Here is a 24,963-nt window from a genome sequence, read left to right as displayed (position 1 = left end):
CCGGCGAGCTGCTCGGCGCCGGTCAGCGCGGCCACGCCGCAGTGGAGCGGGGAACTATGCGTTCCCCGCTCCTGGACCTCCGGCCCCGATTGATGCCGCCTCGCGGGCTGGAACAGTGGCACCCCCGCTCCGTTGGGAGCGAGGTTGCCGTTGCCGTTCACCGCGTAGGTCAGCGGTGCCCTGAGGTCAGGTAGCCGACTGGTCACTTTGAGGGGGCGGGGCGCCGCCGGCGGCGAGTCTCATCAGCGGGGAGTCGAAGTCGACGTCCGCCGCAGTCTGCTCCGTGCGTGTCGCGTTCCCGCCGAAGTGATGCTGGTAGCTGGACCAGGCGTTGTCGGCGATCGCGGCGCCGACGCCCGAGCTCATCAACACCGCGAGTTCGGTGGCCGCGCGGCCGATGCGCGCGCCGAGGGCCGAGTCGCCCCAGTCCTCCGGTGCGGCGAAGACCGAGGTGGGTACTGTCAGTGTGCGCATGAATGCGAGCATAGGGCGCATGTGGTCGTCGACGACCAGTGCGTGGCGGGCACTTCCGGCCGTCGCGGCCAGCAGCAGGGGTTTGGCGACGATCAGGTCGTTGTCGAGCACGTCGAAGAACGACTTGAACAGTCCGCTGATGCCGGCGGTGTAGACCGGCGAGGATGCGATCACGCCGTCCGCGGCGGCGAGCTGCCGGATCGTCGCCAGGAGCCGTTCGCCGGGGAAGCCGGAGACGATGGCCTGCGCGATGTCCACGGCGATGGGGGCAAGTTCGATGACCTGGATCGTAAGGGCGCGGCCTTGTATGCGGAGCAGGTCAGCGGTCTTCTGCGCTATGCGGTCGGCCAGCAACCGGGACGACGAGGGATTGCCGGTCCCGCCGCTGACGACCACGAGAGAGAGCGATGGATGGGCCGGCTGCTCCCGATCGGCCTGAGGGTGTGCCGTGTCGTCGGTCATGGTCAGCCGATCTCGGGGTAGCGGGCGGCGAACGCCGGGGTGCTGTCCTCGTACGGCGAGGTGCCGGTCACGTTGTCGCCGCGGTTGGGGTTCGGGCGCGGCTGGCGGGGCTCGGCGTCGCCGTACTTCGCCTTGACCAGGCTCGCGTGGGTCGGCGTCTCGGGGACACCGGGCGCCCGAGTGGCCGCCATCTCCTTGCGGAGCACGGGGACGACCTCGGTGCCGAGGAGTTCGACCTGCTCAAGGGCGGCTTCGACGGGCAGTCCCAGGAGGTCGATGTTCCACAGCTGGCGCTGGTAGTCGCCGTAGCGCTGCCGGAAGTCCATGGTCTTGTCGATGACCAACTGGGGGCTGCCCACCGACAGCGGCGTAGCCTCCATGTAGTCGTCGAGGGAGTTGCCGCTGAACAGCGGGAAGGCCTCGAAGTAGGGGCGGAACCGGTTGACCGCGTCCTGTGACTTCCTGGCGATGAAGGCATGACCGCCGAGGCCGACGATCGCCTGTTCGGGCGTGCCGTGCCCATAGTGGGCGAAGCGGTCGCGGTAGAAGGAGATGAGCTGGTCGAAGTGCCCGTAGGGCGCCAGGACGTTGTTGGCGAAGAAGCCGTTGCCGTAGAAGGCGGCCTGCTCGGCGATCTCGGGGGTGCGGATGGATCCGTGCCACACGAACGGCGGAACGTCGTCGAGCGGACGCGGGGTGGACGTGAAACCCTGCAGCGCGGAGCGGGACTCGCCCTCCCAGTCGACCACGTCCTCCCGCCAGAGCCGGTGCAGCAGGTTGTAGTTCTCCAAGGCGAGGTGGACCCCCTTGCGGATGTCCTGACCGAACCACGGGTAGACCTGGACGGTGTTACCCCGGCCGACCATCAGGTCGACCCGCCCCTTGGCCAGGTGCTGGAGCATCGCGTACTCCTCGGCGATCCGCACCGGGTCATTGGTCGTGATCAAGGTCACGGAGGTGCTCAGCGTGATCCGCTCCGTGATGGCCGCGATGTGGCCGAGGAGCGTGGTCGGGGTGGACGAGAAGAACGGCGGGTTGTGGTGCTCGCCGATGGCGAAGACATCCAGACCCACCTCGTCCGCGCGCTTGGCGATACGCACGATCGCGTCGATGCGCTCCGCCTCGCTCGGGGTGTAGCCCGTGACGGGGTCACGGGTCACGTCGCTGACCGAGAATATTCCGAATTCCATCGTTGTGCTGCCTTTCTGAGCGCGTGAGGTCGCCGTACGACGATTACGCGGACCTGGACGGGGCGGCGATGCGACGGCCCCGTTCTCGCCCATCTCGCGGTATGGCCGCCAGAGAACTTGTCCTGCCGGCACAGCCGGGCCGTATCGGGCGAACCGGTAATCCTGCCATCCAGGGAGACGCCGGCTGGGCGTTCAGCGGGACCGCCGAGTCATGCAAGGTGCGGCGCGAGCAAATATACCCCGCAAATGTTGCTTGCGTACGCATCTTCTATTACTGTCGCGATCAAGACCCCCGCGGCGGCGGGTGCTTCACCGCGCGCCCCGGCCTCAGGAGCCGACGGCACTTTGCCGCAGGGACGATCACTGGAGTAATCGATGAAGTTCTCCTCCCTTGAAGGCTCCGCCAGTCCGGGCCGTCGAACGCTGCTCGGCGGGATGCTGGCCGCCACGGCCATGACGGGCATCGGCGTCGGCTCTGCCGCCGCGACCCCCAAGACCGCCTACCGGCCTCCCCGCACGATCAAGGTGATGGGACACGACGTCGACGTCAGCCGGGCCACACCCTGGCTGGCGGACTTCTTCACCTCCTACTTCGAGGCCAAGTCCGGAACCGACGTCGACCGCCTGATGGCGCACTTCTCACGCACATCGATCGTCTACACCGACGCCACCGTCGGCTGGGCCTTCCCCGACTGGCAGCACCTGTACGACCTCTTCGCCCAGCTCATGCCGACCTGGCCCGACTCCGCCATGGCCTACCCGACCCGCATCGTCGGCGACGACAACAGCGCCGTGGTCTTCTTCACCGACTCACCGGAACTGTTCGGCCGCGAACTGCGAGCCATCGGCACCATCAACTTCCACCACGGCAAGGTCGTCCGCTGGGTCGACCACTGGGACGGACGCTCCCTCACCGTCAAGGGCGTCGACGACATGCGCGTCCCCGTCGACCAGTTCCCCACCGACTTCGGAGAGAAGACGGTCGGCCAGACCGCCGCTCCGGCCCTCCGGGCGGTCGTCAGCAAACTGGTAGCCGCGCTGGCAGCCGGGGACGCGGCCAAGACCGCCATGCTCCTGGACCCGGACGTCGTCCTCGAGGACATGGCCCTGCACACCCAGGTGATCGGCCGGGGCCGGGCCGAGGAGTTCCTCAGCCACACCCTGGCGACCCTCCCCTACGGTCGGAACGTCACCCTGCGACACACTGTCGGCAGCGCCCAGGGCGGCGCCTTCGAGTGGATCAGCCGCACCCCACTGCCGCTGGGAGCCACCGCGCTCGAACTTGGCACGAACGGCCTGATCACCCGCATGACGTCCACCTGGGACAGCGCCCTGTGGCAGGAAACGGCCATCGGCCAGGTCCAGGCCGCCACGATCCTCGGCTGACCCCCACCCCGCGCCGGGCCGGCTCCCCACGGGAGCCGGCCCCATCCGCCCAGCTGCAAGCCGAAGCGAGTGGCCTCTTCGCTCCCACGTGCAGCTGGGCGCGCCAGGCTGGGGCGCAAGCATCACACGTGCGGACGCAAGCAGTTTGAGTTCTCACGGCACCCTTGTTGGCAGTCCGCACCTCACGGCGGCCCGAACGCTTGCCGGGCACGCCCCTCACGGGGTCTACGGGATCCGCAGATCAGGGCATATGTATCCGTTGAAGCAGTCATCTCTCTGCAGTGAACGAAGGTCGTCATGAAGATTGGTTTTGCACTTCCGTACCTGAACCATGTGGCCCATCAGGTCTCCCAGACAGCCGATTTCGCCCGAGAAGCGGAGAAGGCGGGCGCGGCAAGCCTGTGGGTAGGGGATCGGAACTTCGCGGCAGTCAATCCCACAATCGGAATCGGCGGTGCGGGTGACACCACGATTCCAGTGGAGTACCGGACTGCCGCGGACCCATTTGTGCTGCTCGGCGTTGCAGCTGCGACGACCGAGCGGGTACAGCTGGGCACCAACGTTTTGATCGCTCCCATCTACGCACCCGTGCAGTTGGCACGCAGCCTTACCACGATCGATCTCATCAGTGGAGGACGCCTCATTCCGGGCTTCGGTGTCGGCTGGTCACCCGAGGAGTTCACGGCAGCGAACCTGGACTTCAGCAAGCGCGGCGCCCGGACCAACGAGATGCTCGATGCGCTGGAGCTGCTCTGGACCGAGGACCCAGTGGAATACCACGGCCGGCACCTGGACCTTCCGCTGCAGCACTCTCCGCTGAAACCCGTGCAGAGGCCCCGTCCTCCCTTCTACATTGGCGCACCGACCGGGGCCAGTGCCGCGCTCAAGCGCATCGGAGAGCGCGCCGACGGCTGGCTGCCGGCGTCCATAGTTCCTGTCTTCGTGGACGCTGACGTCGTACTCGCACAGCGTGCGGTCATCGACGGGTTCGCCACAGCGGCAGGACGCGACCCATCGCAGATCGACACGATCATGCGCGTCAACATCGTCGAAGGGACCCCGCTCACCCAGGTCGCCGACGCGATCAAGTCCCTTGCCGAACGCACCGGCATCCAGCATTTCATGGTGGAATCCATGTCCCTGCCCCACATCGACGCCTCACTGGAACTGGTCACGCGGATGATGACACTCATCGGACGCGGCTGATCCTGAGTCGTGCCCATGCCCCGCAAGGAAACAGCCACAGCGCGCCCCTCCGGGTTTCCCGAGGGACCGGGACCGCACGGACAGACCCTCTCGCCGAAGACGGGGTTGTAAAAAGAACGGCTCTGTCTCATATCCGATGGTAACGAAATGTCATGTCGCTGAAGACCGTCCCGAAGTACTCTGCTGCGGATCGACGGGACCCTCCCGGCCCTTGCCGGCTTCCAGCCTGAAGCTGCTCCGCGAGGCTTTGGCAGCGTCACGTTGCGGGCCGACCTGCAGTTGTTACTCTGCGCATTCGGCCTCACTGGCTGTTACCACCGGATGTGAGACAGGGCTCAAAGAACGGGTCTGGCCCGTAGTCGGCGGTGACACGGGGTAGCCGTCCTTGATCATGAACTTGTGGTGGATAGCAACGCCCTCACCAGCGCCACGAACTTGGCCCGACCGCCGCGAGCGCTCAGCTCACAGGATCTGTTCGGCCCAAATGGTCTTGCCCAGTGGGGCGTAGCGGGTTCCCCAGCGATGGCAGCATTGGGCGACGAGGAAGAGCCCGCGTCCTCCTTCGTCGGTGGTGGCTGCTCGGCGGATGTGCGGCGAGCTGTTTGCCGCGTCGCTGACCTCGCAGATCAGTGTCCGGTCGAGGACCAACCGGAGTTGTATCGGATCACGGCCGTGGCGGATGGCATTGGTGACGAGCTCACTGACGATGAGCTCGGAGGCGAAGGCCAGGTGCTCCAGCCCCCACTGCTGAAGTTTCTGCAGTACGAGTGGGCGCATGTCGCCAACGGCCTCGGGTACCGGCGGCACCGTCCATACGGCCACCTTCTCGGGGTCGAGTGTGCGAGTCCGGGCGAGGAGCACTGCCAAGCCGTCTTCCTTTGTGAGGCCGGAAGCGACCAGGTCGGTGATGGCTCTGCACGTGTCGTCGAGTGGCCGGCTACGGCTGGCGATGACCGTGCCGAGCCGGGACGCGAGCCCGTCGGCCGTGTCGGCGGGGTACGGGAGGCGCTGACTGCAGAGCACCAGGGTGCTGCCCTCGTCGAGTTCCACCTCCAATGGCTCGAACACCGGGTCTCCCAGACCGAGCGGAGCGTTGATCGGCAGCTCGGGAAACACCGCCTCCCCATCCCGGCCGACGATGGCGGGCGGAGGATGACCGGCGCTCGCCATCACGCAGTGTCGTGAGATGGGGTCGTAGACGGCGTACAGGCAGGTCGAGCCCTTCAACGCCTCCACCACGGCTGCGGATCCGGTGGCGTGTTCGCGCTCGAGGAGCCGCGGCACCATGTCGTCGATCTGGCCCAGCAACTCGTCCGGAGTGAGTTCCACCTGCGCCAGCGTGCGGATCGCGGAGCAGATGTGCCCCATGCACGCGGCCGCCTGGAACCCCTTGCCCGGCACCGAGCCCACGACCAGGGCCACCCGCGCACCCGAGAGGGGAATCACATCGAACCAGTCGCCACCGGCTCCCGCGTGCACGCGCGACGGGCGGTAGTGGTGCGCCACCTCGACCGCGCTCTGATCGGCGACGCTGCGCGGCAACATGCTCGCATGGAGGGTGAGGGCCGCTCGGTGCTCGTTCGTGTATCGGCGCGCATTGTCCACGCACACAGCGGCGCGCGCGACGATCTCCTGAGCAAGAACAAGATCATCCGCCTCGAAGGGCTTCGCATGCCCCCGATACATATGGACGAAACCCAAGGTCGCCTCCCTGGCACGCAGAGGTACGAGAATCAAGGAGCCGATCTCGTGTCTGTGGACGGCCCGGATCCGCTGGTCAGCAGAATGCTGCATCCAGTCGGCATCAGGGTCGACGACCGGAATCAGCCTCGGTTGCCCGTCCATGAGGCTTTGCACATGAGGCGAGTCAGGGGGAAAATCGTGCAGCTCCCCCCGCTGCGCGAACCCCTCGAAGACGACGGGGTTGGTGGCCCTGCGCGCAGCGAGACGCACCCCGACCGGGCCAATGCGCATCGGCTCCGGCTCTGCCCCCGCCATGACGCTGTCCAAGAGGTCTATCACCGCAATGTCGGCAAAGCGCGGAACGAGCATGTCCACGAGTTCGTCCGCCGTGCGCGGCACGTCAAGCGTCGTGCCGATACGAACGGCGGCCTCGCCGATGAGCGACAGACGCTCACGAGCCTGGTACCGGTCGGTGATGTCAATGATCAAGTCGGTCACACCGAGAACGCTGTCGTCCGGTCCCGTCAGGACCACGGAGGACACATTCCACACATGGTCCCGCTCCGGATCTGCGGGGGTGCGCCCGCGATGAACGGCATTGACGACCGGCCGGCCCGTCTCCAGGACCTTCTTGAGCCGGGACTCGACCGCCGCGGCATCGAGCCCCGGAAGAACATCGCGGATGGAACGACCGAGCGCCCGCTCCTCGGGAAAACCGTGGATGTGCTCCAGGGCGGCATTGACCCGCACAAAGCGCAGGTCCCGGTCGTAGACGGCGATACCGACCGGCGCTTGAGTGAAGAGCGCCTCCAAGATCGCCTGGCCCTCCGCAACGGGCGAGGGGGGCGCGGGCACCGCGATGACAACGGTGCCCTCGATCCCGGGCCCTCCGGGCTCGAGCAACCGCGACGTGTGCAGAACAACATCGGCGGGGCGTCCGTCCCGGCCGGTGAGCACAGCACGGAGGGCCGGAGCAGACCCCAGCGTCGGCCCAGAGGCGTTCCCCGAAGTCGGTTCCGCGAATACCTCCGGCCACAGCACGGCTGCCGGCTGTCCGACGACGTCGAACGAGCTGTAACCGAAGAGCGCCTCAGCTCCGGCGCTCCATGCCGAGACAAGACCATGGTCGTCGAGAACGAAGCCGGCGATCTTCTCATCGCCAGGCGCGAGACGGCTCGCCGGAGACTTGCCCATTTCCTCAGTCCTGTCACACATAGTGATACTTGAGGGCTCAATGTCACTGCAGGTCGCCGCCGGTTGGTTCGCGTTGAAGGCCGCCCACCGGCGCGTCTCATGTTCAGCCTAGTCAGATCTCTTGCGGTGCGCCCGGTACCGTCCCCCGGCAAGCCCGGGGTTGCCACGACTGGCGGTCCAGACAGCAGCTGCGCAGTTCCGCCCAGCGTCCCCGGTGGGCCGAGTGCCACGCCCTCCGGGTGGTGCGCGTCGGCCGCCGGCCCCGCTTCGCTCATCGCAGGCCCTCCCTTCGCCCGCGCGTCGCAGCCGCGCCGCCTCCGGATGCGAGAGGCGGTGCTCACGTCCTGCGGCCGGCCGGCCCGGGGGTGCCGGTGCGCCGCCGCGGTGTGGGGGTCGCCCTTGCGTGGCCAGCGGGATGGTGAAGCCTGGAGAGACGTTGTCCGGGTCGTAGGCCATTGATTTTGCGCAGCCGCTCGAGAGTGGCCCGCGGGAACGCCGCGGTCAGGGCAAGAGTCCTGGTTGCCGCGCTCGTCCCAGCGCCCGAGGCCGCGGCACCGCCGGCGCGGCCACGGCGATAAGCGCCTACAGCTCGAGTAGTAGGTCGTTCGTCCCATGGCGCAAACGCCCCACCTGATATTTAATTGCTTGCGCACGCACTTCTACGGCATTTCAGTCCGGCCGGTCGCCGTGTCGTGTACGCGCGACATGCCGGGAGGACCGTCGGCCGACTTGGCTTCTCCCTCCCCCACGCGCCGGAGCCCCCGGGCTCAGGCGTTCAGCACCGAAATGGAACCACCATGCCCCACACACCCAACGTCGCAGTCATCTACTACTCCTCCACCGGCACCATTCACCAGCTGGCGGAGACCATCGCCACCGGTGCGTCCGAGGCAGGAGCCAACGTACGTCTGCTGCGCGTCGCCGAGCTCGCGCCCAAGGAAGTGATCGCGGGCGTCCAGCCGTGGGCCGACCACGCCGCCGCGACCGAGCACATCCCGGTCGCCACGCCGGACGACATCACCTGGGCCGACGCCGTCATATTCGGCACACCCACCCGCTTCGGCAACGTCGCCAGCCAGCTCAAGCAGTTCCTGGACACCCTCGGCGGCCTGTGGGCCCAGGGCCTGCTCGCCGACAAGGTGTACAGCGCCTTCACCTCCACAGCGCAGCTGCGCGGCGGCCAGGAGTCCACCCTGCTGGCGCTCTACAACTCCATCTACCACTTCGGCGGGTTCATCGTGCCCCCCGGCTTCACCGACCCCGTGAAGTTCGTCGACGGCAACCCCTACGGCACCTCGCACGTGACCGGTGCCGACGCGCAGTTCCCCGTCGACAGCACGGCCCGCGCCGCCGCCACCTTCCAGGGCCGGCGCATCGCCGACGTCACCCGGATCATGAAGGCCGGCCGCGCGGCGTGAAGGTCCCCCGGGCGTGGATGCCCGGACAACACGAGCCCCGGGCACCTCTGAACGAGGCACGAAACCAAATCAGTTCACAACACATGGAGTTTTGACATGTCAGTTCCGCAGACACACACGGGCCGCGTTGCCGTCGTCACCGGCGCCGCACGCGGTATCGGCCAGGCCATCGCCGTCGACCTCGGGGCGCGCGGCGCGACCGTTGTCGCCGTCGACCTCACCAGCCCTGACGAAACCGTCGCCCTGCTCGCCGACAAGGGCCACACCGCACTCGGTCTCACAGCGGACGTGTCCAGCCCGGAGCAGACCGCGGCCGTGGGACAGGAAGTCGCCGACCGCTTCGGCCGGGCCGACATCCTGGTCAACAACGCCGGCATCTTCCCCTTCCGCGACATCGAGGACCTGGACTACGACACCTGGAAGCGCGTGCTCGCGGTCAACCTCGACTCGCAGTTCCTCATGGTCAAGGCCGTACTGGCGACCATGAAGAAGGGCGGCTGGGGCCGCATCGTCAACCTGACCTCCAACTCCATCGTCACCAACATCCCCGGCCTCTCGCACTACATGGCGAGCAAGATGGGCAACATCGGCTTCAGCCGCGGCCTGGCCAACGACCTCGCGCCCTTCGGCATCACCGTCAACGCCGTCGGCCCGACCCTGACCATCACCCCCGGCAGCCAGCAGGTCCACCCCCAGGAAGCTCGCGACGCCGCCGCCCAGGCCCAGGCCATCAAGCGCAACGGCCTTCCCGAAGACCTCACCGGCACCATCGCCTTCCTCACCAGCGACGACGCCGCCTTCGTGACCGGCCAGACGATCATGGCCGACGGCGGCTACGCCCGCTGACCCATCCACCGGCCCTCCGTCAGCCCCTCTGGGGCCGACGGAGGCTGCGCGAAAACGTCTCACCCCGGGCCAGGCCGTCCGGCGGCGTCGCCGGACGACCTGGCCCCGGCACCCATCAGAAGAGAAAAGGAGTCGCAGATCATGCGCAACGTCAAGCGCGCCGTACTGGTAAAGCCCGGTTCTCCCCTGGAGATCTGGGAGCGCCCCACCCCGTCCGCATCCAGCCGTGACGTCATCGTCTCGGTCGAGATGTCCGGCGTCTGCGGCACGGACCACCACCTCCAGTCCGGCGACATCACGCTGCCCAACCCGATGGTCCTCGGGCACGAGGCCATCGGCCGTATCGAGGAACTCGGCTCCGAGGTCACCACCGACTACGCCGGAGAGCCCGTCGCGGTGGGAGACCTCGTCTACTGGCAGCCGGCGCTGCCGTGCTACCGCTGCTACTACTGCACCGTCCTGGAAGACGTGTCCATGTGCCCCAACCTGGTCACGTACCAGCTGCACCAGCACGGGGACAAGCCGCCGGTGGGGACCTACACGGAGTACGCCTGGCTGCCGGACGGCATGACATTCTTCAAGATCCCGCAGGACGTCCCGGCCGAGGCCCTCATCGCCTTCGGTTGCGCCATGCCCACCGCGCTGCACGCCCTCGACCGGCTGGGCGGCATCCAGTACGGGCAGAACGTCATCGTGCAGGGCTCCGGCCCCGTCGGCCTCGCAGCCACACTCCTGGCGCACCTCGCCGGCGCGGGGAGCGTCACGGTCCTCGGCGCACCCGCCAACCGGCTCGAGATGGCCGAGAAGCTCGGGGCCACCACCGTCATCGACGTGACGAAGACCACCGAGCAGGAACGGGCCGCCGCGGTCATGGAGATCACGGACGGCCGCGGCGCGGACGTCATCATCGAGGCCGCCGGCAGGGTCCCCGCGTTCACCGAAGGTCTCCCGCTCGTCGCCACCAACGGTACATACGTCATCCTCGGCCTCTGGTCCGCGCCGGGCACCTCGCCGGTCGAGCCGCGCTACCTCAACAACCGCAACATCAGCGTCATCGGCTCGGCCTACACGACGCCGCGGCACATGTACAACACGATCCAGATCACCCGGATGTGCCACCAGCGGTTCCCGCTCGCCGAAATGGTCACCCACCGCTTCTCCCTCGAGCAGGCGCAGGACGCGTTGGACTCCGTCGGACGCGGCGAGCCGCTCAAGGCCGTGATCGTGCCGTAATGGCCCGGTTCTTGTAGCGCTCCTCGCCGAAGCCGGGTGGCCGTCCGCCGCGTGAGCCCTTTGCGCAGGCGGGCGGCCTGGCTGTCGGCCTTCTCCGGGACGGCGTACCGGATGACTCTGTCCTGTAATCGGTAGTAGCGGTGCGTGGTAGTCACTGGAGGAGGAAGTGTTGGCGGAGAGCGCCAACTCGGCCGTGCATCTGCCGCATGATCCTCTTGGTTCGCGTGTTGACCCCCTCGGTGCGCCCGTTGTGATGGGGCTGGATGAGGCCGACGCCCATCGTGCTGGTCTGGGACCGTCTGAACACCCACGTCTCCCACGCCATACGCGAGTTCATCGCCAAGCGCGTGCATGGCTGGCGGTGTTCCTGCTGCCCGCCTACTCGCCCGACCTTTAGCCTCGCCATTTCCTCCGGATCTCGGCGCTGTCGAACAAGGCAGTGCCCTGCAGCCAGACTCCGGCCGACACGACGTGTCCGCCGTGCAGCGATTGGCGCGGTATCCGCAATGCGGTGGTCCAGGCCGTAGGGAAGAAGCCCGGCAGTGAGCGGGCTGTGCACGGCGTCCTCTGTCGGACACCGCCCCGATGGTCTCCCGCGCCCTGATCGGCGACCCGGCAGCTACGGGACTACCTACCCGACGCGCAGGGAGAGGACGTCATGTCCGACGTCCTCAACGCCGTGCCGCCGGCGGAACTCGAGCACATGGACCCGCTGGGGCTCGCGCCCGGCTCCACGATCTCCTGCGGATCCTGGAGGGCCACTATAGAACAGGGACCTGTGCAACATGGTGTTCACCATCGAACGGGGAATGCTGCGGACGCGGCCCGGTGTCTGCTGCGTGGTCTCCGCCATCGTCCCGCCTGCGCGACCAGGCTCGGCAGAAGGCGGTCGGGGGAGCCGTGAACGGCGGGGCCGTGGCACATGTGGCCGTGACATCGTCCGGTTCGGCGGAGTGCATGACATGTCTGTAGATGCGGCAGTGGGGTATGGCGCTCGCCGTGCGCTGCCGTCCGCCGCCGGTCGGGCCCAGCGGCAGGTTGGCAACCACGTTCGGATCAGTAGTCGCTCGGACACGGGCCGCGTTCACTCATCCCGATACTGCGACATGACGGCGAGGTCCCCGCGCGCTGAGCTACTGCACGTCCGGCACCTTGAAGTGGCCCTTCACCTCGCGTTCGCCCCGGATGGCGATCCCAGAGCGTCTTCCGGGCCGTCCGCGTCTCGCCCCGCTCCCCGGATGCCGTCGAACGCCAGGCAGAGCACGCGCTCGCGTTGCGCGTCATCCGCGAACGATCCCGCCGCCACGCTGACAACAAGGCGAATGGCATCTTCCAACCGGGCATCCGGACGGATGGCCCCTGCCTCCTGCGCCCTGCGGAAAAGCGGTTCCCCAGCGGCTCGCAGAGCTTCTCGTCCAGCCCTGAAAATTTCCGAATTGCGATCCAGCGTCCCCTGTATGGCCTGTTTGGTTGCGTCGTATCCGATGAAACGGCGACTCCATGCCTCAAACGCCGGCCAGGCCGGGAGATCGGCCACCTGAGCCGCGAACTCGCAGAGCCGCTCGACTTCCTCTGCAAAGACGGCGTGGTAGAGGTGCTGACGCGTGGGGAAGTTCCGGTACAGCGTTCCGATCGCCACTCCTGCCCGCTGAGCGATATCCTCTAGAGGGACTGTCGGACCACCCTCCGCCAAAGATTCTCTCGCAGCAGCCAAAAGGGCATCGAAATTCCGCAGAGCATCCGCACGATGCGGCCGCGACACCCTGAATGCAGAGTCGCTGCGAGACACATCACTCACTTAAGTCTCCGTCTGTAGCCTGACCGGGCGGACGACGAGTGTAGCCTCTCGCTCAGGGGCTGCCCCCACCTCCCCGGCGGCCATGCCCACCGGGCCGCACCAGAAGCCGGCTGCGGGACACCAACGCCCAACTGCACAGTGCCGACGGGTCTGCCGCGTGCACCCCTCGTTCGCGGCTGCTGTCCGTGGGGCGCCGTAGTTGCTCCTCCGACGGTGCGAATTCCTGGAACCGCTGCACGTCGCACAGTGGAGCAGTGGTGTCATCCGCGGGTCCAGCCGGACCGCGTCCAGCGTGGCGGTCCACCACGCGGGCTCCCGAGATCCACGACGCCGCCTCGGTCGCGGAACCCGCCGGGAGACTCCAGGCTCGGTTGAACGCTCCGCGACCTCCACCGGCGACCGGCAAGCCTGCAGTCGAGCGGGCGGCTCTCGGCATCGCGGACAGAACTTGCAAGCGGAGGATTTCCTCGACTAAAGTCGAGGTGGTGCCTTAATTTTACTGGGTGTTCGGTCTCGACTTAACGGGCTGTCGCAGTACCTCGCGGTACGGCGGTAGCACTTACCGGGTCCGGTTGTACCGGGCCGGACGGGCCCCGCTGTACGTACAGAGCGGGATCTGCGCGCAAGGGAAAGAAAGTGAGGCGGCCGTGATGGATCAGAACGCTGGCGGCCCTGTCCCCATCGCCCTTCGGGTGAATGGGCAGGAGCGGGAGGTGCGTACCGAGGAGGAGACACCGCTGCTCTACGCGCTCCGCAATCATCTGGGCCTCAAGGGCACCCGCTTCGGGTGTGGGCTTGGTCTCTGCGGTGCCTGCTTCGTCCTCGTCGACGGTCATCCGACCTTCTCATGCGACACCCCGGTGTGGTCGCTCAACGGCAAAGAGGTGACCACGATCGAGGGCCTGGGTACCGCTGGCGAGTCCCACCCGGTCACCCGGGCGATCGCGGAGACACAGGCGGCGCAATGCGGGTATTGCGTCTCCGGCGTGGTGATGGCAGCGGCCGCTCTGTTGGAAGAGAACGACAATCCGTCGGAGGACGAGGTGCGCGAGGCCCTGGACCGCAACCTGTGCCGGTGCGGCGCTCACAACCGGTTGGTGGGAGCGGTCCTCATCGCCGCCGCCGAGATGCGAGCGGAGGCCGGCCGATGACCACAACGCCGGCGACACCCGCGATGCCCCCGTCCCTGGCAGCGAACCCCTGGTTGTCCAGCTGGCTGCGCATCCTTCCGGAGGGCCAGGTGGAGGTCCGATCCGGCAAGGTGGAGATCGGCCAGGGAGTGCTCACCGCCCTCGCGCAGATCGCCGCCGAAGAATTGGACGTGGACGTGTCCCGGGTGCGGATGACGGCGGCCGCCACCGGCGTCAGCCCCAACGAGGGGCTCACGGCGGGCAGCCTTTCCATTCAGCACTCCGGTGCCGCGCTGCAGTTCGCGTGCGCGGAGGCCCGGGCGGTCTACCTGGACCGCGCCGCGGCCCTCCTCCAGTGCGATGCCACGCAGCTGACCGTCGACGACGGGCGCATCACCGCGACTGACGGGCGGACCACGACCTACTGGCAGCTGGCTGACGACGCACTGCTCGACCGGCCCGCTACCGCGACGGTCGCACCGAAGTCCGAGTCGGCCTACCGGGTGGTGGGCACCAACGCGCCCCGCGTCGACCTGCCGGACAAACTGGCCGGCAGGCCCCGGTTCGCACACGACCTCGTGCTCCCGGGGCTCCTGTTCGGCCGGATCGTGCGGCCGCCGTCACGGGGCGCCACGCTGGATACCGTGGACACCGAGCCGACCCTGGCCGTGCCCGGGGTCGTGACGACCGTGCGCGACGGGAATTTCCTTGCGGTGATCGCGGATCGGGAGGAAGTGGCCCTGCGAGCTGTGGAGCTCCTGCGCAAGGACGCGGTGTGGCAGCAGTCGCCGACGCTCCCGGACGAGGACGACCTGCCGACGTTCCTCACCACCGCCCCCCGTGAGACCACTCTGCTCGCCGACCAGGGCGAGCGCCCCGCCGCGTCCGCGGTGACCCGGTCCCACGAAGCCACATACCACCGCCCGTACATCGCACACGCGTCAATGGGGCCTTCCAGCGCAACCGCGCTCCTCACCACTGAGGACGGCGAGGCCCGGCTCGCTGTCTGGACACACAGTCAGGGTGTCTACATCCTGCGTCAGGAGCTGGCCCGGGCACTCGACATGAGCGAGAAGCAGATCACCGTTTCCCACGTCGAGGGACCGGGCTGCTACGGCCACAACGGTGCGGACGACAGCGCCATGGACGCGGCCCTGCTCGCCCTTGCAGTTCCGGGCCGCCCCGTACAGGTCGTGTGGTCGCGCGCCGACGAACTGGGCTGGTCCCCCTTCGGGCCGGCAGCAGTGGTGAGGGTCGCCGCCGACGTCGGCACCGGCGGAGAGGTACTGGCCTGGGAGCAGGAGATCTGGGGCAACAGTCACATCACCCGGCCCGGGATGACGCCTTCGATCGGATTGCTGGCCGCGAGCCACCGCGAAGGTGGCAAGGAAATCGAGTCGGGGCCGGAGGCGCCCCTCACCCATGGCGGCGCAGCCGGGCGCAACTCAGTCCCCGGTTACGACTTCGGGTACCGCAAGGCGGTCAACCACCGGGTCCTGCCCAGCCCGCTGCGAACCTCCTCATTGCGGTCGCTCGGCGCCTTCGTCAACGTGTTCGCGGCTGAGTCGTTCATGGACGAACTCGCCTTGGAGGCAGGACGGGATCCGGTGGAGTTCCGTCTCGCGCACCTGACCGACCCCCGGGCGCGTGCCCTCATCGAGACCGTCGCACGGCGTGCGGCATGGGACAGCTGGCGGCCGTCGGAATCCCTGGGGCACGGCATCGCCTACGCCCGCTACAAGAACACCTCCGCATACTGCGCGGTGGTCGCCGAGGTGGAGGCGGTGAGCGAGGTCCGGGTACGGCGGCTGACCCTGGCCGTGGACGCGGGGCTGGTCATCAGCCCGGACGGCGCGCGGAACCAGATCGAGGGCGGCGCCATTCAGGCCACCAGCTGGACGCTGAAGGAACGCATGCGCTTCGACCGGATGACGGTCACCAGCGAGGACTGGGAGAGCTATCCGATCCTGCGCTTCTCCGAGGTCCCCTCGGTCGATGTCGAACTGATGCCTGGCGACGGAAATCCGCCCCTCGGTGTCGGCGAGACGGCGCAGGGTCCGACGGCCGCGGCCATCGCCAACGCCCTCTACGACGCCCTCGGCGTGCGCGTGCGTTCGCTGCCGCTCACCGAGGAGCAGATCGTCGCCGCGATGCCCGACTGAGCGGCCGCTTCCGGGGCAGCTCCGAGAAAGGACCAGCATGATCATCGACGTACATCAGCACTACTCCCCGCCCGCCCTTACCGAGGCTGTCGCCAAAGAATCCCCCGGCCTCAAGGTGTTGACCGAACCCTGCGTCGAGCTCGACAGCAGGCTGCCCGAGATGGACGCGAGCGGGATCGATGCCGCCCTGCCGTCCATCCCGCACCCGTGCCGACTCTCGCCGGGGGACGATCGGGCCGGCTACCTCGCCCTGGCCCGACGCTGCAACGACGAACTGCTGGCCGCAGCGGAACGGCACTCAGACCGGTTCGCTGCGCTTGTCGCACTTCCTTTCGGTGACACCGAGGGCAGCCTGGAGGAACTCGAGCGTGTAGCAGGACACCCTCTGGTCAAGGGCGTCATCGGCTTCACCGTGACGCGCCCTTGGAGTCTGTACGAGCCTCGCCTCGAGCCGGTCTACCAGGCGATGGCCCAGCACAACCTCCCCTTTATGCTGCACCCGGTCATGGACGACTTCACCGCACACCCCTCGTTCGAGGCGTTCACGCTGTTCGGCAGCATCGCCTCGCCTGTCCAGGAATCCGTGACGGCGGCGCAGCTGATGCTGTCCGGAATGCTCGACCGCGTACCCGAACTGACGCTGATCATCCCCCACTTGGGAGGGGTACTTCCCTACCTCGCTCAGCGCCTCATCGATCAGAGCGGCACCGGCGCCGCACAGTACGACTGCCTGGAATACCTGCGCAACCGCTGCCTTGTGGACAGTTGCTCCTACCACCAGCCCGCACTGAGCTGCGCGGAGGCGACGATGTCAGCGCAGCACATTCTGCTCGGCTCCGACTATCCCTACCGCGGCTCCCTGCAGCGCGCGGTGTCCGACATCGAGACCAGCGGTCTGAACGCACCGGATCGAGCCGCTGTCTACGGCGGCAACGCCGAGCGTGCAGGACTCCTGACCGACGCCATGCTCGCACGCACCCCTTCAGGGAACCGCCCCCAAGCGTGAGCTCGCTCACCAACTGGCGGATCCCTTCGTTGCGCAGGCCCCGTTAGCCGCACCACGTTCATCGGAACCATGGCAGTGCGCCTCAAGAGCAGGGGCGCCGGCGGCCAGCTGTCAAGCGATCGTCGTGTCTTCGGCCATCTCCAATGGACAAGTCCCATACCCAAAGTGACGCAGATGCGCTCGCGGGGTGCGACGCGCTGATCTCCTGATCGGCACCGTCACCGGCTCCTTCGGAGCCCAACCTCGGCTGCATCGCCACGGACGAGACTGGTGGGCGGTTGCTCCAGGCCCAACGGCGCACGACAGCAGTCGCGGTGGCTCAGCGACCGCCGAGGCCCCTCGACGATCCACAGGATCCGGCAGCTACTCAGGCAACGGATGACGTGCACTGTCCAGATGCCCAGTGACAATGAACCTTGGGCGGGGGCAGCGAAGTTGAGTGGCCTGGGTCACTCAACTTCGCTGCCCCCGCCCAAGACCCAAATGGAGTTTGGCTCTCCTTCGGGCTCACTGCGTGTGAACGAGAGCCAAATGCACCCGCTTTTCCAGAGACGGGCTACCACGTTTAGAACTCTTTACCCGCAATTGTTTGCTCACAGAAATCAATGAGACGTACGCTGTGGCAAGGGTGGGAGGAATCGGCGCTTCTTGGGCATCACAGGAGCTGCACCCGGAGTCAGACGGCCGGTTCCGGTCATGCTCCAGCCATGTGCTGGTTGAGCCCACCAACGTAGGCGCTTCGGTCTCCAACTGCGCGTCGGCCCTGTGCGGCCGACCGGCCGGTTGCAAGACATGCGGCGGCGGCCACGACGGCTGTCACTCGCTGGGAGGTTACCGCCGGGTCGGTCTCCTGAGCTGCAGCGCGATCCTCGCCCACGGGTCTTACGACATCGCGACGCCTGTTGCCAGTAGCCGCCCGACCCGGACCTGGGCAGATTGCCCTGACATCTGAGGAATCCACAAGAAGGAAGACGATGGCAACAACGACATCACCGGCGCGTCTGCACAGGTCGCATGCTCGCACCAGCACCCCCCCAGGTCGTTCAAGTTCGATGTCGCACAGTGAGATCATGAGAGCTCTCACCGGGTTGATCCTCGGCCTGTTCGTAGCGATCCTGTCGTCCACGATCGTTTCCAACGCGCTGCCCAGGATCATCTCCGATCTGCACGGTGGTCAGAGCGCCTACACGTGGGTCGTCACCGCATCCCTGCTCGCCACCACCGCCACCACTCCGCTGTGGGGCAAGCTGTCCGACCTGTTCAGCAAGAAGCTGCTGGTCCAGCTGGCGCTGGTGATCTATGTGGTCGGTTCGCTGGTCGCGGGCGTGTCACAGAACGCCGGGATGCTGATCGGCTGCCGTGTTGTCCAGGGTGTCGGTGTCGGCGGTCTGGTCGCGCTGACCCAGGTCATCATGGCCGCGATGATCTCGCCGCGGGAGCGCGGCCGGTACAGCGGCTACCTCGGTGCGGCCTTCGCGGTCGGCACCGTCGGCGGCCCGCTGCTCGGCGGTGTCATCGTCGACACCGGCTGGCTCGGCTGGCGCTGGTGCTTCTACGTCGGCGTGCCCATCGCGATCATCGCGCTGATCGTGCTGCAGAAGACCCTGCACCTGCCGGTCGTCAAGCGTCAGGCCAAGGTCGACTGGGCGGGCGCCGGCTTCATCACCGCAGCCGTCAGTCTGCTGCTGACCTGGGTCACCTTCGTCGGCGACAAGTACGAGTGGATTTCCTGGCAGACCTGGGTCATGACCGGCGGCGCGGTGCTGCTGGGCCTGATCTTCGTGCTGGTCGAGTCCCGCGCGCGCGAGCCGATCATGCCGCTGCGGTTGTTCCGCAACAAGACGATCAGCCTGACCTCGGGCGCTTCGCTGTTCGTGGGTGTGGCGATGTTCGGCGGCACGATCTTCCTGAGCCAGTACTTCCAGCTTGCGCGCGACAAGACGCCGACCATGGCCGGTATCTGCACCATTCCGCTGATCGCAGGTCTGTCGGCCTCCTCCACCGCCTCCGGTCTGATCATCACCCGCACCGGCCGCTGGAAGGCAATCCTGGTCTCCGGCGCTGTTCTGCTCACCGCCGGCAGCGCTCTCCTCGGCAGCCTGCGGTATGACACTCCGCTCTGGCAGACCGGGCTGTACATGGCTCTGTTTGGCCTGGGCGTCGGCATGATGATGCAGAACCTGGTCCTGGCCGTGCAGAACCAGGTACAGCCAGCCGACCTCGGCGCGGCAAGCTCCATGGTCACCTTCTTCCGCACCCTCGGCGGCGCGGTCGGCGTCTCCGCGCTGGGCGCCGTGCTCTCGAACCGGGTCACCCGCTACACCACGGACGGCCTGTCCGCGCTGGGCGTGGACTCCACCGGCTCGCCCGACGGCAGTATCCCGGACCTCGCGACATTGCCGGCGCCGATCCGGACGGTCGTGCAGAGCGCATTCGGCCACGGCGCCGGCGATGTGTTCCTGGTGGCGGCCCCCCTGTCTCTTCTGGCGCTGCTGCTGGTGCTGTTCATCAAGGAGGTGCCGCTGAGGACCGCGAGCGGCTTGCAGCAGACGACGGCTGGCTCCGAGTCCGAGGAGCGGACGGCCCCGCAGGCAGTACCGCACGGCGCCGCAGCCTTGGCGGACACGGCCGTGGTCTCTGCCGCGCCCGAACACGCGGCGGCGGAGGGGGGGATCATCCAGGGCCAGGTCCGCAACTCCGAGGGCGCCGGCGTCGCACACGCCACGCTCACCCTGCTCTCCCTCACCGGCAAGCAGCTCGGCCGGGCCGCCACCCGCCCCGACGGCGGCTACACGCTCACCGCGCCCGGCGCCGGCTCGTACGTCCTGATCGCGGCGGCCGACGGCCACCAGCCGCAGGCCTCCACAGTCGTGGTCGGCGAGGAACCGGTCCCCCACAACGTGATCCTGGCCGGCACCAGCGGCCTCACCGGCACCGTGACCTCCGAGGCCGACGGCATACCCGTCCACGGCGCCGTGGTCGCCGTCACCGACATCCGCGGCGAAGTGCTGGCCAGCGGAGGCACCGGGCAGGACGGCGGCTTCGGCTTCGCCGAGCTCCCGGCCGGCGACTTCACCCTCGCGGTCAACGCCACCGGCTTCCGGCCGGCCGCCCTGCCCGTCGAGGTCGCCGGCACCGGCCCGACCCGCGTCGACGTCGCACTGCGGCTCGGCGGCCGCGTCCAGGGCACCGTCCTCGGCGGCGCGACCCGGCTGCCGCTGCCCGAGGCGCGCGTCACCCTCGTGGACGGCGCCGGCAACGTCGTGGCCACCGCCACGACCGGCGGCGACGGCGTGTACGCCTTCGGCGACCTGGACGCGGGCGAGTACGCGCTCATAGCCAGCGGCTTCCCGCCGGTCGCGACCACGATCACGGTCGACGACGAGACCGCCAAGGACGTCGACGTGGAGCTCAGCCACCCCGAGGGGTGAGCGGGCCCTCTCGAGAACGGCCGGTTCGCGCGCTTGCGGAGACGCACGAACCGGCTGCCCCGGGGGACACCCCGGTCTGGTCCGGACAGCACAGGCAGGGGACGGCCGAGCCGTCAGGACCGGACCACACCGGGTGGCTCCCGCAGGGGCCCGGGGCATCCCCCCGGGCCCCGCTCCCCCGGGGAACACACGCGCGACGGAAGGCGAGCAACGAGCATGACCACGATCGGCAAGACGGGCCTGCGGGGGCGGGTGCGCACCAAGGACGGCTGGGCGGTGCCGCACGCCGTGCTGACGGTCACTTACATGACGGGCTGACCCTGTCGCGGTCGGCGGCGCAGACGGCGACATGACCGCTCGGGTCTCTGGGCGAGCCGTTCTCGTCCGTGGAGAGCTCCTTGCGCCACGTAGCCAGGGTAGCGGCGAGGCCGGCGAGCTCCCTTGTCGTCGCGGATCCGTGCGTCCTCACGCTTGTCCCGCGACGTCACGGTGGCTGGCTCCACGACCTGGAACAGGCAGGAACCGTCGTCCGCGATCTGGCTCGCCCTGCACCGGGGGCACGGCGAGCGATCGTCGGTGGCGTCCTCGGTGCGTACGTACCCGCAGCCTGGGCACACCCGCCAGGTGCGCCACTCCTGCCGGCCGCCCGTCGACAGCTCCAGGCCGGTGATCTCGTGCCGGTAGCCGTTGACGTAGAAGGTGTTGCCTGGCGCCAGCTCCTGGATCGCGAAGCGGCGGGGCCGCTCATAGGAGACGGTCTCGGACGTGTACACCACCTTGCCCGTCTTCGGGTCGATGCCGTCCTCGCCGTACAGGGTCGCCGACAGCGTCGTCGACGAGTCGATGAAGGCGTAGTTCGGCAGCAGACCCAGGTCACACAGGGCGCTTTGCGCAGTGGTGTGGAAACAGGCCCAAAGCGCGCAGGCGAGGAAACTGGTGCCGGCCGCGGCGGCGAACGCGGGGCGCAGGGCGAAGCGGTCGGGCCAGTCCTGGGCCTTGAGGCCGGTGTCGACGGTCTCAAGGGTGGCGAGCACCAGGAGAAGCAGCACCGTCATGGCGGCGGTGAAGACGACGTAGCTGGTGACCAGCGGAGCGGGAACCCATGCGGCGAGGGCTCCGGAGACGAGGGGCCAAATGCCAGGCCGCCGAGGTTGGCGACGGAGGCGACCTCGGCGGACACCGGCGATCCGCCCCGCTCGGGGTAGGCCTCGTGGTGCAAGTCGGAGAGGTAGGTCGTGACCATCGAGGCCATCAGTCCCACTGCCACGCCGGTGATCAGGCGCCCGACGATCAGACCCGGCAGGTCCGGCCGTGCGGCAAGGACGACGGCCGAGACGATGCCGACGCCGAGCGCCGGAACGATGATGCGGCGGCCGAGCCGGTCGGATAGGTGACCGAGCAGGCGGAAGCCGGCCGCCGCCCCGACGACCATGACCGCGAAGGCGGATGGTGGCCTCGGTCGGACCGAAGTGGTCACGCGCCTGGTACAGAGGCCACAGCGGGGTCGGCGCGGTACCGAAAGCCATCGGTTGACGCGGCCGGAGTTCTGCCGGTGACGAGGCCTCGTCGTTGGTTACGCGATCAGCCGATCAAGTCGCTCCCCCTCCCCCCGGTGATCGCCACCGGAACTCGGGACGGGTGGATCGCCCTCGGTGTGGTCCGGGTCAGTTACCGACGCGGGGTGGGGTGCTGGTGCCGTACAGGCGCTGCGCGTGGTCGGCGTAGGCGCGCTGTGCCGAGTCGGTCAGGACCAGGCGGGCGGGTTCGGGCACGTCGGCGAGCAGATCCTCGAACACTTCGGGGTCGGCCTCGTACATCGCCATGCCGAGGGCCAGCGGCATGGTCTCCGGGGGAGTCTTCGCCATTCCGTGCGCACCGAGTTGCTTCCACTCGGCCGCGGTGACGTACTGCCCGGCGAGGGGAAGGATCTCCTTCTCTTCCAGCATCAGGTGCTCCACCAGCGCCGACAGCAACCGCTCGATGGCACCGGCGAGTCGCTCGCCCTGCTGCGCCGTGGCACGCCACTGCGGCAGGAGTTCGGTCACCTCTGTGTAATGCCGCTCAATGGCGCCGTGCTGCTCCTCCATCGTGGGCACGATCGCCGCTGCCTTGTCGCCCGCACGCTCGAGCAGGAGCGGCCAGAGCAGCAGGTCCTCGCCCTCGTGGTGCAGGTGCAGCAGGAAACAGATGTGGTCGGCGTGAGCCCCGACGGCTTTCGCGCGCTCGACATCGCTCGGCTTCACGTCCCGCACCAACTGCGGAAGCAGGCGGAACTCCCGGCGCAACATGGCGTGTGCCATGTACATGTCTCTGACATCCGCCATGGGCTCATCGGGTCGGGTCACTTGCAACCTCACTCATCGTTGAAACCGCTATCAAGGCGGCTGTCGGCGTGGCCGTCTCAGATGGAACGACCAGGTCAGGGGTGCTGGGCTCGAGGGAGGTGGGGGTGCTCTGCGCGCCAGGCGCTGCAGTGGCCACCGTAAGGAAGCGCCACTTGCGTGCTTCGCCGGAGGTCTCACGGTGTGCCGGTGCTGCACTTCCCGCCGGCTCTGCCCTGCCGAAGGCGGCTTGCGCCTCATGTAAGGTACCGTACAGCGTGTGCGTACGCACGCAAATGTGTATGCTAGTGCAGCTCACCACGGTGTCCACAGTGACGCGCGAACCTGGACCAACGATGCAGCGCGTGAGCCTGACGGCCTGCCACCAGGAAATGGGCACACTGACTGGAAAATGACACCACCGCACCGCAAGTTCAAGAAGAACGTCCCGGGCCGGTAGGGGCCCACGGGTCCGAATCTTGTGGATCGGGACAGGAACGGCCTCCCGGCCGATCCTAGGACTTTCAGGGCCACCCGAAATGCTCGTCGCATGCTCCTGGCATCGATAGCCTGCATTGCGTGGGGGCCGACAACCCGCCTCGGGCTGCGATCCGGGCTCTTCTGTATGGCGGTAGCATTATGGCCGCCAAAGTAAAGACGAGGACTCTGAATGACGCACAAATTACGGACCTGACGGCGGGATTGCCACTTTATCCGCGATCGCCGCTGGTAGCGCTCGCCGGATTCGGTAGTCCTGCTCCGGACCCGGGTCTGCGCTTTCCTACCCGTCACCGTCCTTCGTAGCGTTGTCCTCCCCACCATTCCCGGGCCTCACATGCCCACGAGGAAGTCGCCGCCCGAACCGGGTCGTCCACCCCTACACACAGGGGCGGGGCGCGCTCGCCACTTCCACTCGGAGGACGGCCACACACATTACCGGCTGCCTTCCGCCCTGCCGCCCCCATCCGTCTCTGATCGAGGATGTGATGGCGGAGCAAGGCGAACTCGGCTGGGCCGTGCATCTGCCGCCCGACGCTACGGATCAATACTCCTGGACGCGTTCGCCGCGGGCTGACGGCGAACGGCCCACTGTCGGCTGGGCAGCTTGATCCTGCCTCCGGCCGAAGGAGGCCGAACGTGTTCCCCAGGGTGCTAGGTAGCCCCTGTTGTTGTTCATCCGTACGCGTGTACTGCGGTCGAGGAAGCGTCTCCCCAAGGCCCGGACCGGGCAAGCGTGCACTACATGTAGGAAAACAAGAATGAGCCTTTCCGTCCCGCTTGACGGGTCCGGCCGCCTTTTGCCAGCCCATACGCTTGACAACGTTGCCTGGGCGGCGCTCACCGGGCCTCACGCGGCCTTCGCGCAGAGACGGGGGAGCGCTGCCCGCTATGCGCGGGAGGTCTCTCCGTTCGCTGCTCTGGCCGATCCGGATGATCCTGGAGCCTGGGAGGACCTCGCGGGCCTGTTCGAGTCGGGGGAAGAAACGTTTCTTCCCGGCATCACGCACGCTCCCGCCGGGTGGACCGTTTCCAAGGCGATCCCAGGCGTCGAAATGGTAGGCGCCTCCGTCCGTGCGGAGACGGATCCGGAGGCCGTGCGACTCGGCCCGGCCGATGTGCCGGACATGCTCGACCTGGTGGCGCGGGCGCAACCGGGTCCTTTCCGCGAGAAGACGGTGACACTGGGGGCGTATTTCGGGTTCAGGTGGGAGGGCAGACTCGTCGCGATGGCCGGCGAGAGGCTGCATGCCCCGGGCTGGACCGAGATCAGCGCCGTGTGCACGGACCCGGACTTCCGTGGCCAGGGACTGGCAGGCCGGCTGGTGCGCACGGTCGCCGCCCACATACACGAGCGAGGTGACACGTCGTATCTGCAGGCCGCCGCAGCCAATTGCGCAGCGATCCGGCTTTACGAATCGCTGGGGTTCGCACTTCGTCGTCACACCCAGTTGACGGCGGTCAGGGCGCCGTGATGTGCGAAAAACCCGAGTGGAGCGGTTGCGGACCGTTTACCGCCTCCGCA

The 24,963-nt window shown here is 67.9% G+C and carries 17 protein-coding genes and 3 pseudogenes; 13 read left to right on the top strand and 7 right to left on the bottom strand.

Annotated elements, in window-relative coordinates; genetic code table 11:
* Positions 1–186: 186 nt before the first annotated feature.
* Entirely contained in the window at positions 187–936 is a 750-nt protein-coding gene (locus OG507_RS39335; RefSeq protein ID WP_327365056.1) for a CE1759 family FMN reductase, read from the bottom strand.
* Between the two features lie 2 nt (positions 937–938).
* Complete coding sequence (locus OG507_RS39330) at positions 939–2,126, bottom strand: CE1758 family FMN-dependent luciferase-like monooxygenase (protein ID WP_327365057.1); 1,188 nt, start codon at positions 2,124–2,126, stop codon at positions 939–941.
* 375 nt (positions 2,127–2,501) lie between these two features.
* Here OG507_RS39330 and OG507_RS39325 point away from each other — a divergent pair, with 375 nt between their 5' ends.
* A complete protein-coding gene (locus OG507_RS39325; protein ID WP_327365058.1) occupies positions 2,502–3,512 on the top strand; it encodes a hypothetical protein in 1,011 nt (336 codons plus the stop codon).
* 297 nt (positions 3,513–3,809) lie between these two features.
* Entirely contained in the window at positions 3,810–4,718 is a 909-nt protein-coding gene (locus OG507_RS39320) for a TIGR03619 family F420-dependent LLM class oxidoreductase (RefSeq protein ID WP_327365059.1), read from the top strand.
* A 462-nt stretch (positions 4,719–5,180) separates the two neighbouring features.
* Here OG507_RS39320 and OG507_RS39315 read toward each other — a convergent pair whose 3' ends face one another.
* A complete protein-coding gene (locus tag OG507_RS39315) occupies positions 5,181–7,595 on the bottom strand; it encodes a SpoIIE family protein phosphatase (RefSeq protein WP_327365060.1) in 2,415 nt (804 codons plus the stop codon).
* A 797-nt stretch (positions 7,596–8,392) separates the two neighbouring features.
* Between OG507_RS39315 and wrbA the strand changes: the two genes are divergently transcribed.
* The 5 genes and pseudogenes from wrbA to OG507_RS39290 form a co-directional block, all read left to right on the top strand.
* Positions 8,393–9,013 (top strand): NAD(P)H:quinone oxidoreductase, encoded by a 621-nt coding sequence (gene wrbA / locus OG507_RS39310; RefSeq protein WP_327365061.1) that lies wholly within the window; start codon positions 8,393–8,395, stop codon positions 9,011–9,013.
* Between the two features lie 96 nt (positions 9,014–9,109).
* Complete coding sequence (locus OG507_RS39305; protein ID WP_327365062.1) at positions 9,110–9,859, top strand: SDR family NAD(P)-dependent oxidoreductase; 750 nt, start codon at positions 9,110–9,112, stop codon at positions 9,857–9,859.
* 141 nt (positions 9,860–10,000) lie between these two features.
* On the top strand, positions 10,001–11,092 hold the full coding sequence (locus tag OG507_RS39300) for a zinc-binding dehydrogenase (RefSeq protein ID WP_327365063.1): 1,092 nt from the start codon (positions 10,001–10,003) through the stop codon (positions 11,090–11,092).
* 275 nt (positions 11,093–11,367) lie between these two features.
* A pseudogene (locus OG507_RS39295) lies at positions 11,368–11,486 on the top strand (transposase); the annotation flags it as partial.
* A gap of 231 nt (positions 11,487–11,717) precedes the next feature.
* Positions 11,718–11,922 (top strand): annotated as a pseudogene (locus OG507_RS39290) (hypothetical protein); the annotation flags it as partial.
* Positions 11,923–12,257: 335 nt separating this feature from the next.
* Here the strand turns inward: OG507_RS39290 and OG507_RS39285 are convergent.
* Positions 12,258–12,854 (bottom strand): TetR/AcrR family transcriptional regulator, encoded by a 597-nt coding sequence (locus tag OG507_RS39285; protein ID WP_327372240.1) that lies wholly within the window; start codon positions 12,852–12,854, stop codon positions 12,258–12,260.
* Between the two features lie 686 nt (positions 12,855–13,540).
* On the opposite strand from OG507_RS39285, the gene OG507_RS39280 reads away from it, so the two are divergent.
* The 5 genes and pseudogenes from OG507_RS39280 to OG507_RS40595 form a co-directional block, all read left to right on the top strand.
* Positions 13,541–14,041, top strand: coding sequence for a (2Fe-2S)-binding protein (locus OG507_RS39280; RefSeq protein ID WP_327365065.1), 501 nt, complete (start codon positions 13,541–13,543; stop codon positions 14,039–14,041).
* Positions 14,038–16,182, top strand: a complete 2,145-nt coding sequence (locus OG507_RS39275; RefSeq protein ID WP_327365066.1) for a xanthine dehydrogenase family protein molybdopterin-binding subunit — start codon at positions 14,038–14,040, stop codon at positions 16,180–16,182. The genes OG507_RS39280 and OG507_RS39275 overlap by 4 nt, the downstream gene beginning before the upstream one ends.
* Positions 16,183–16,219: 37 nt before the next feature.
* A complete protein-coding gene (locus OG507_RS39270; RefSeq protein WP_327365067.1) occupies positions 16,220–17,188 on the top strand; it encodes an amidohydrolase family protein in 969 nt (322 codons plus the stop codon).
* 974 nt (positions 17,189–18,162) lie between these two features.
* Positions 18,163–20,619 (top strand): MFS transporter, encoded by a 2,457-nt coding sequence (locus OG507_RS39265; RefSeq protein ID WP_442811080.1) that lies wholly within the window; start codon positions 18,163–18,165, stop codon positions 20,617–20,619.
* A gap of 216 nt (positions 20,620–20,835) precedes the next feature.
* Positions 20,836–20,934: pseudogene (locus OG507_RS40595) on the top strand (YceI family protein); the annotation flags it as partial.
* On the opposite strand, the gene OG507_RS39260 reads toward OG507_RS40595, so the two are convergent.
* The 3 genes from OG507_RS39260 to OG507_RS39250 form a co-directional block, all read right to left on the bottom strand.
* On the bottom strand, positions 20,922–21,674 hold the full coding sequence (locus OG507_RS39260) for a hypothetical protein (protein WP_327365069.1): 753 nt from the start codon (positions 21,672–21,674) through the stop codon (positions 20,922–20,924). The pseudogene OG507_RS40595 and the gene OG507_RS39260 sit on opposite strands and share 13 nt — an antisense overlap.
* A complete protein-coding gene (locus tag OG507_RS39255; RefSeq protein ID WP_327365070.1) occupies positions 21,671–22,096 on the bottom strand; it encodes an MFS transporter in 426 nt (141 codons plus the stop codon). The genes OG507_RS39260 and OG507_RS39255 overlap by 4 nt, the downstream gene beginning before the upstream one ends.
* Positions 22,097–22,283: 187 nt before the next feature.
* On the bottom strand, positions 22,284–22,943 hold the full coding sequence (locus tag OG507_RS39250) for a hemerythrin domain-containing protein (protein ID WP_327365071.1): 660 nt from the start codon (positions 22,941–22,943) through the stop codon (positions 22,284–22,286).
* Positions 22,944–24,199: 1,256 nt separating this feature from the next.
* Here OG507_RS39250 and OG507_RS39245 point away from each other — a divergent pair.
* Positions 24,200–24,913, top strand: coding sequence for a GNAT family N-acetyltransferase (locus OG507_RS39245; protein ID WP_327365072.1), 714 nt, complete (start codon positions 24,200–24,202; stop codon positions 24,911–24,913).
* Positions 24,914–24,963: the final 50 nt, after the last annotated feature.

This window comes from Streptomyces sp. NBC_01217 (assembly GCF_035994185.1).
Lineage (GTDB): Bacteria > Actinomycetota > Actinomycetes > Streptomycetales > Streptomycetaceae > Streptomyces.
Note: the sequence above shows the minus strand (reverse complement) of the source record. Positions and strands in the feature narration are given on the sequence as shown.

Bases quoted from the DNA above. Each gene is read 5' to 3' on its own strand.
- OG507_RS39250 (WP_327365071.1), bottom strand. From the start codon at position 22,943: ATGGCGGATGTCAGAGACATGTACATGGCACACGCCATGTTGCGCCGG.
- OG507_RS39315 (WP_327365060.1), bottom strand. From the start codon at position 7,595: ATGGGCAAGTCTCCGGCGAGCCGTCTCGCGCCTGGCGATGAGAAGATC.
- OG507_RS39275 (WP_327365066.1), top strand. From the start codon at position 14,038: ATGACCACAACGCCGGCGACACCCGCGATGCCCCCGTCCCTGGCAGCG.
- OG507_RS39245 (WP_327365072.1), top strand. From the start codon at position 24,200: ATGAGCCTTTCCGTCCCGCTTGACGGGTCCGGCCGCCTTTTGCCAGCC.
- OG507_RS39325 (WP_327365058.1), top strand. From the start codon at position 2,502: ATGAAGTTCTCCTCCCTTGAAGGCTCCGCCAGTCCGGGCCGTCGAACG.
- OG507_RS39280 (WP_327365065.1), top strand. From the start codon at position 13,541: ATGGATCAGAACGCTGGCGGCCCTGTCCCCATCGCCCTTCGGGTGAAT.
- OG507_RS39270 (WP_327365067.1), top strand. From the start codon at position 16,220: ATGATCATCGACGTACATCAGCACTACTCCCCGCCCGCCCTTACCGAG.
- OG507_RS39265 (WP_442811080.1), top strand. From the start codon at position 18,163: ATGGCAACAACGACATCACCGGCGCGTCTGCACAGGTCGCATGCTCGC.
- wrbA (WP_327365061.1), top strand. From the start codon at position 8,393: ATGCCCCACACACCCAACGTCGCAGTCATCTACTACTCCTCCACCGGC.
- OG507_RS39305 (WP_327365062.1), top strand. From the start codon at position 9,110: ATGTCAGTTCCGCAGACACACACGGGCCGCGTTGCCGTCGTCACCGGC.
- OG507_RS39300 (WP_327365063.1), top strand. From the start codon at position 10,001: ATGCGCAACGTCAAGCGCGCCGTACTGGTAAAGCCCGGTTCTCCCCTG.
- OG507_RS39320 (WP_327365059.1), top strand. From the start codon at position 3,810: ATGAAGATTGGTTTTGCACTTCCGTACCTGAACCATGTGGCCCATCAG.
- OG507_RS39260 (WP_327365069.1), bottom strand. From the start codon at position 21,674: ATGACGGTGCTGCTTCTCCTGGTGCTCGCCACCCTTGAGACCGTCGAC.
- OG507_RS39330 (WP_327365057.1), bottom strand. From the start codon at position 2,126: ATGGAATTCGGAATATTCTCGGTCAGCGACGTGACCCGTGACCCCGTC.
- OG507_RS39335 (WP_327365056.1), bottom strand. From the start codon at position 936: ATGACCGACGACACGGCACACCCTCAGGCCGATCGGGAGCAGCCGGCC.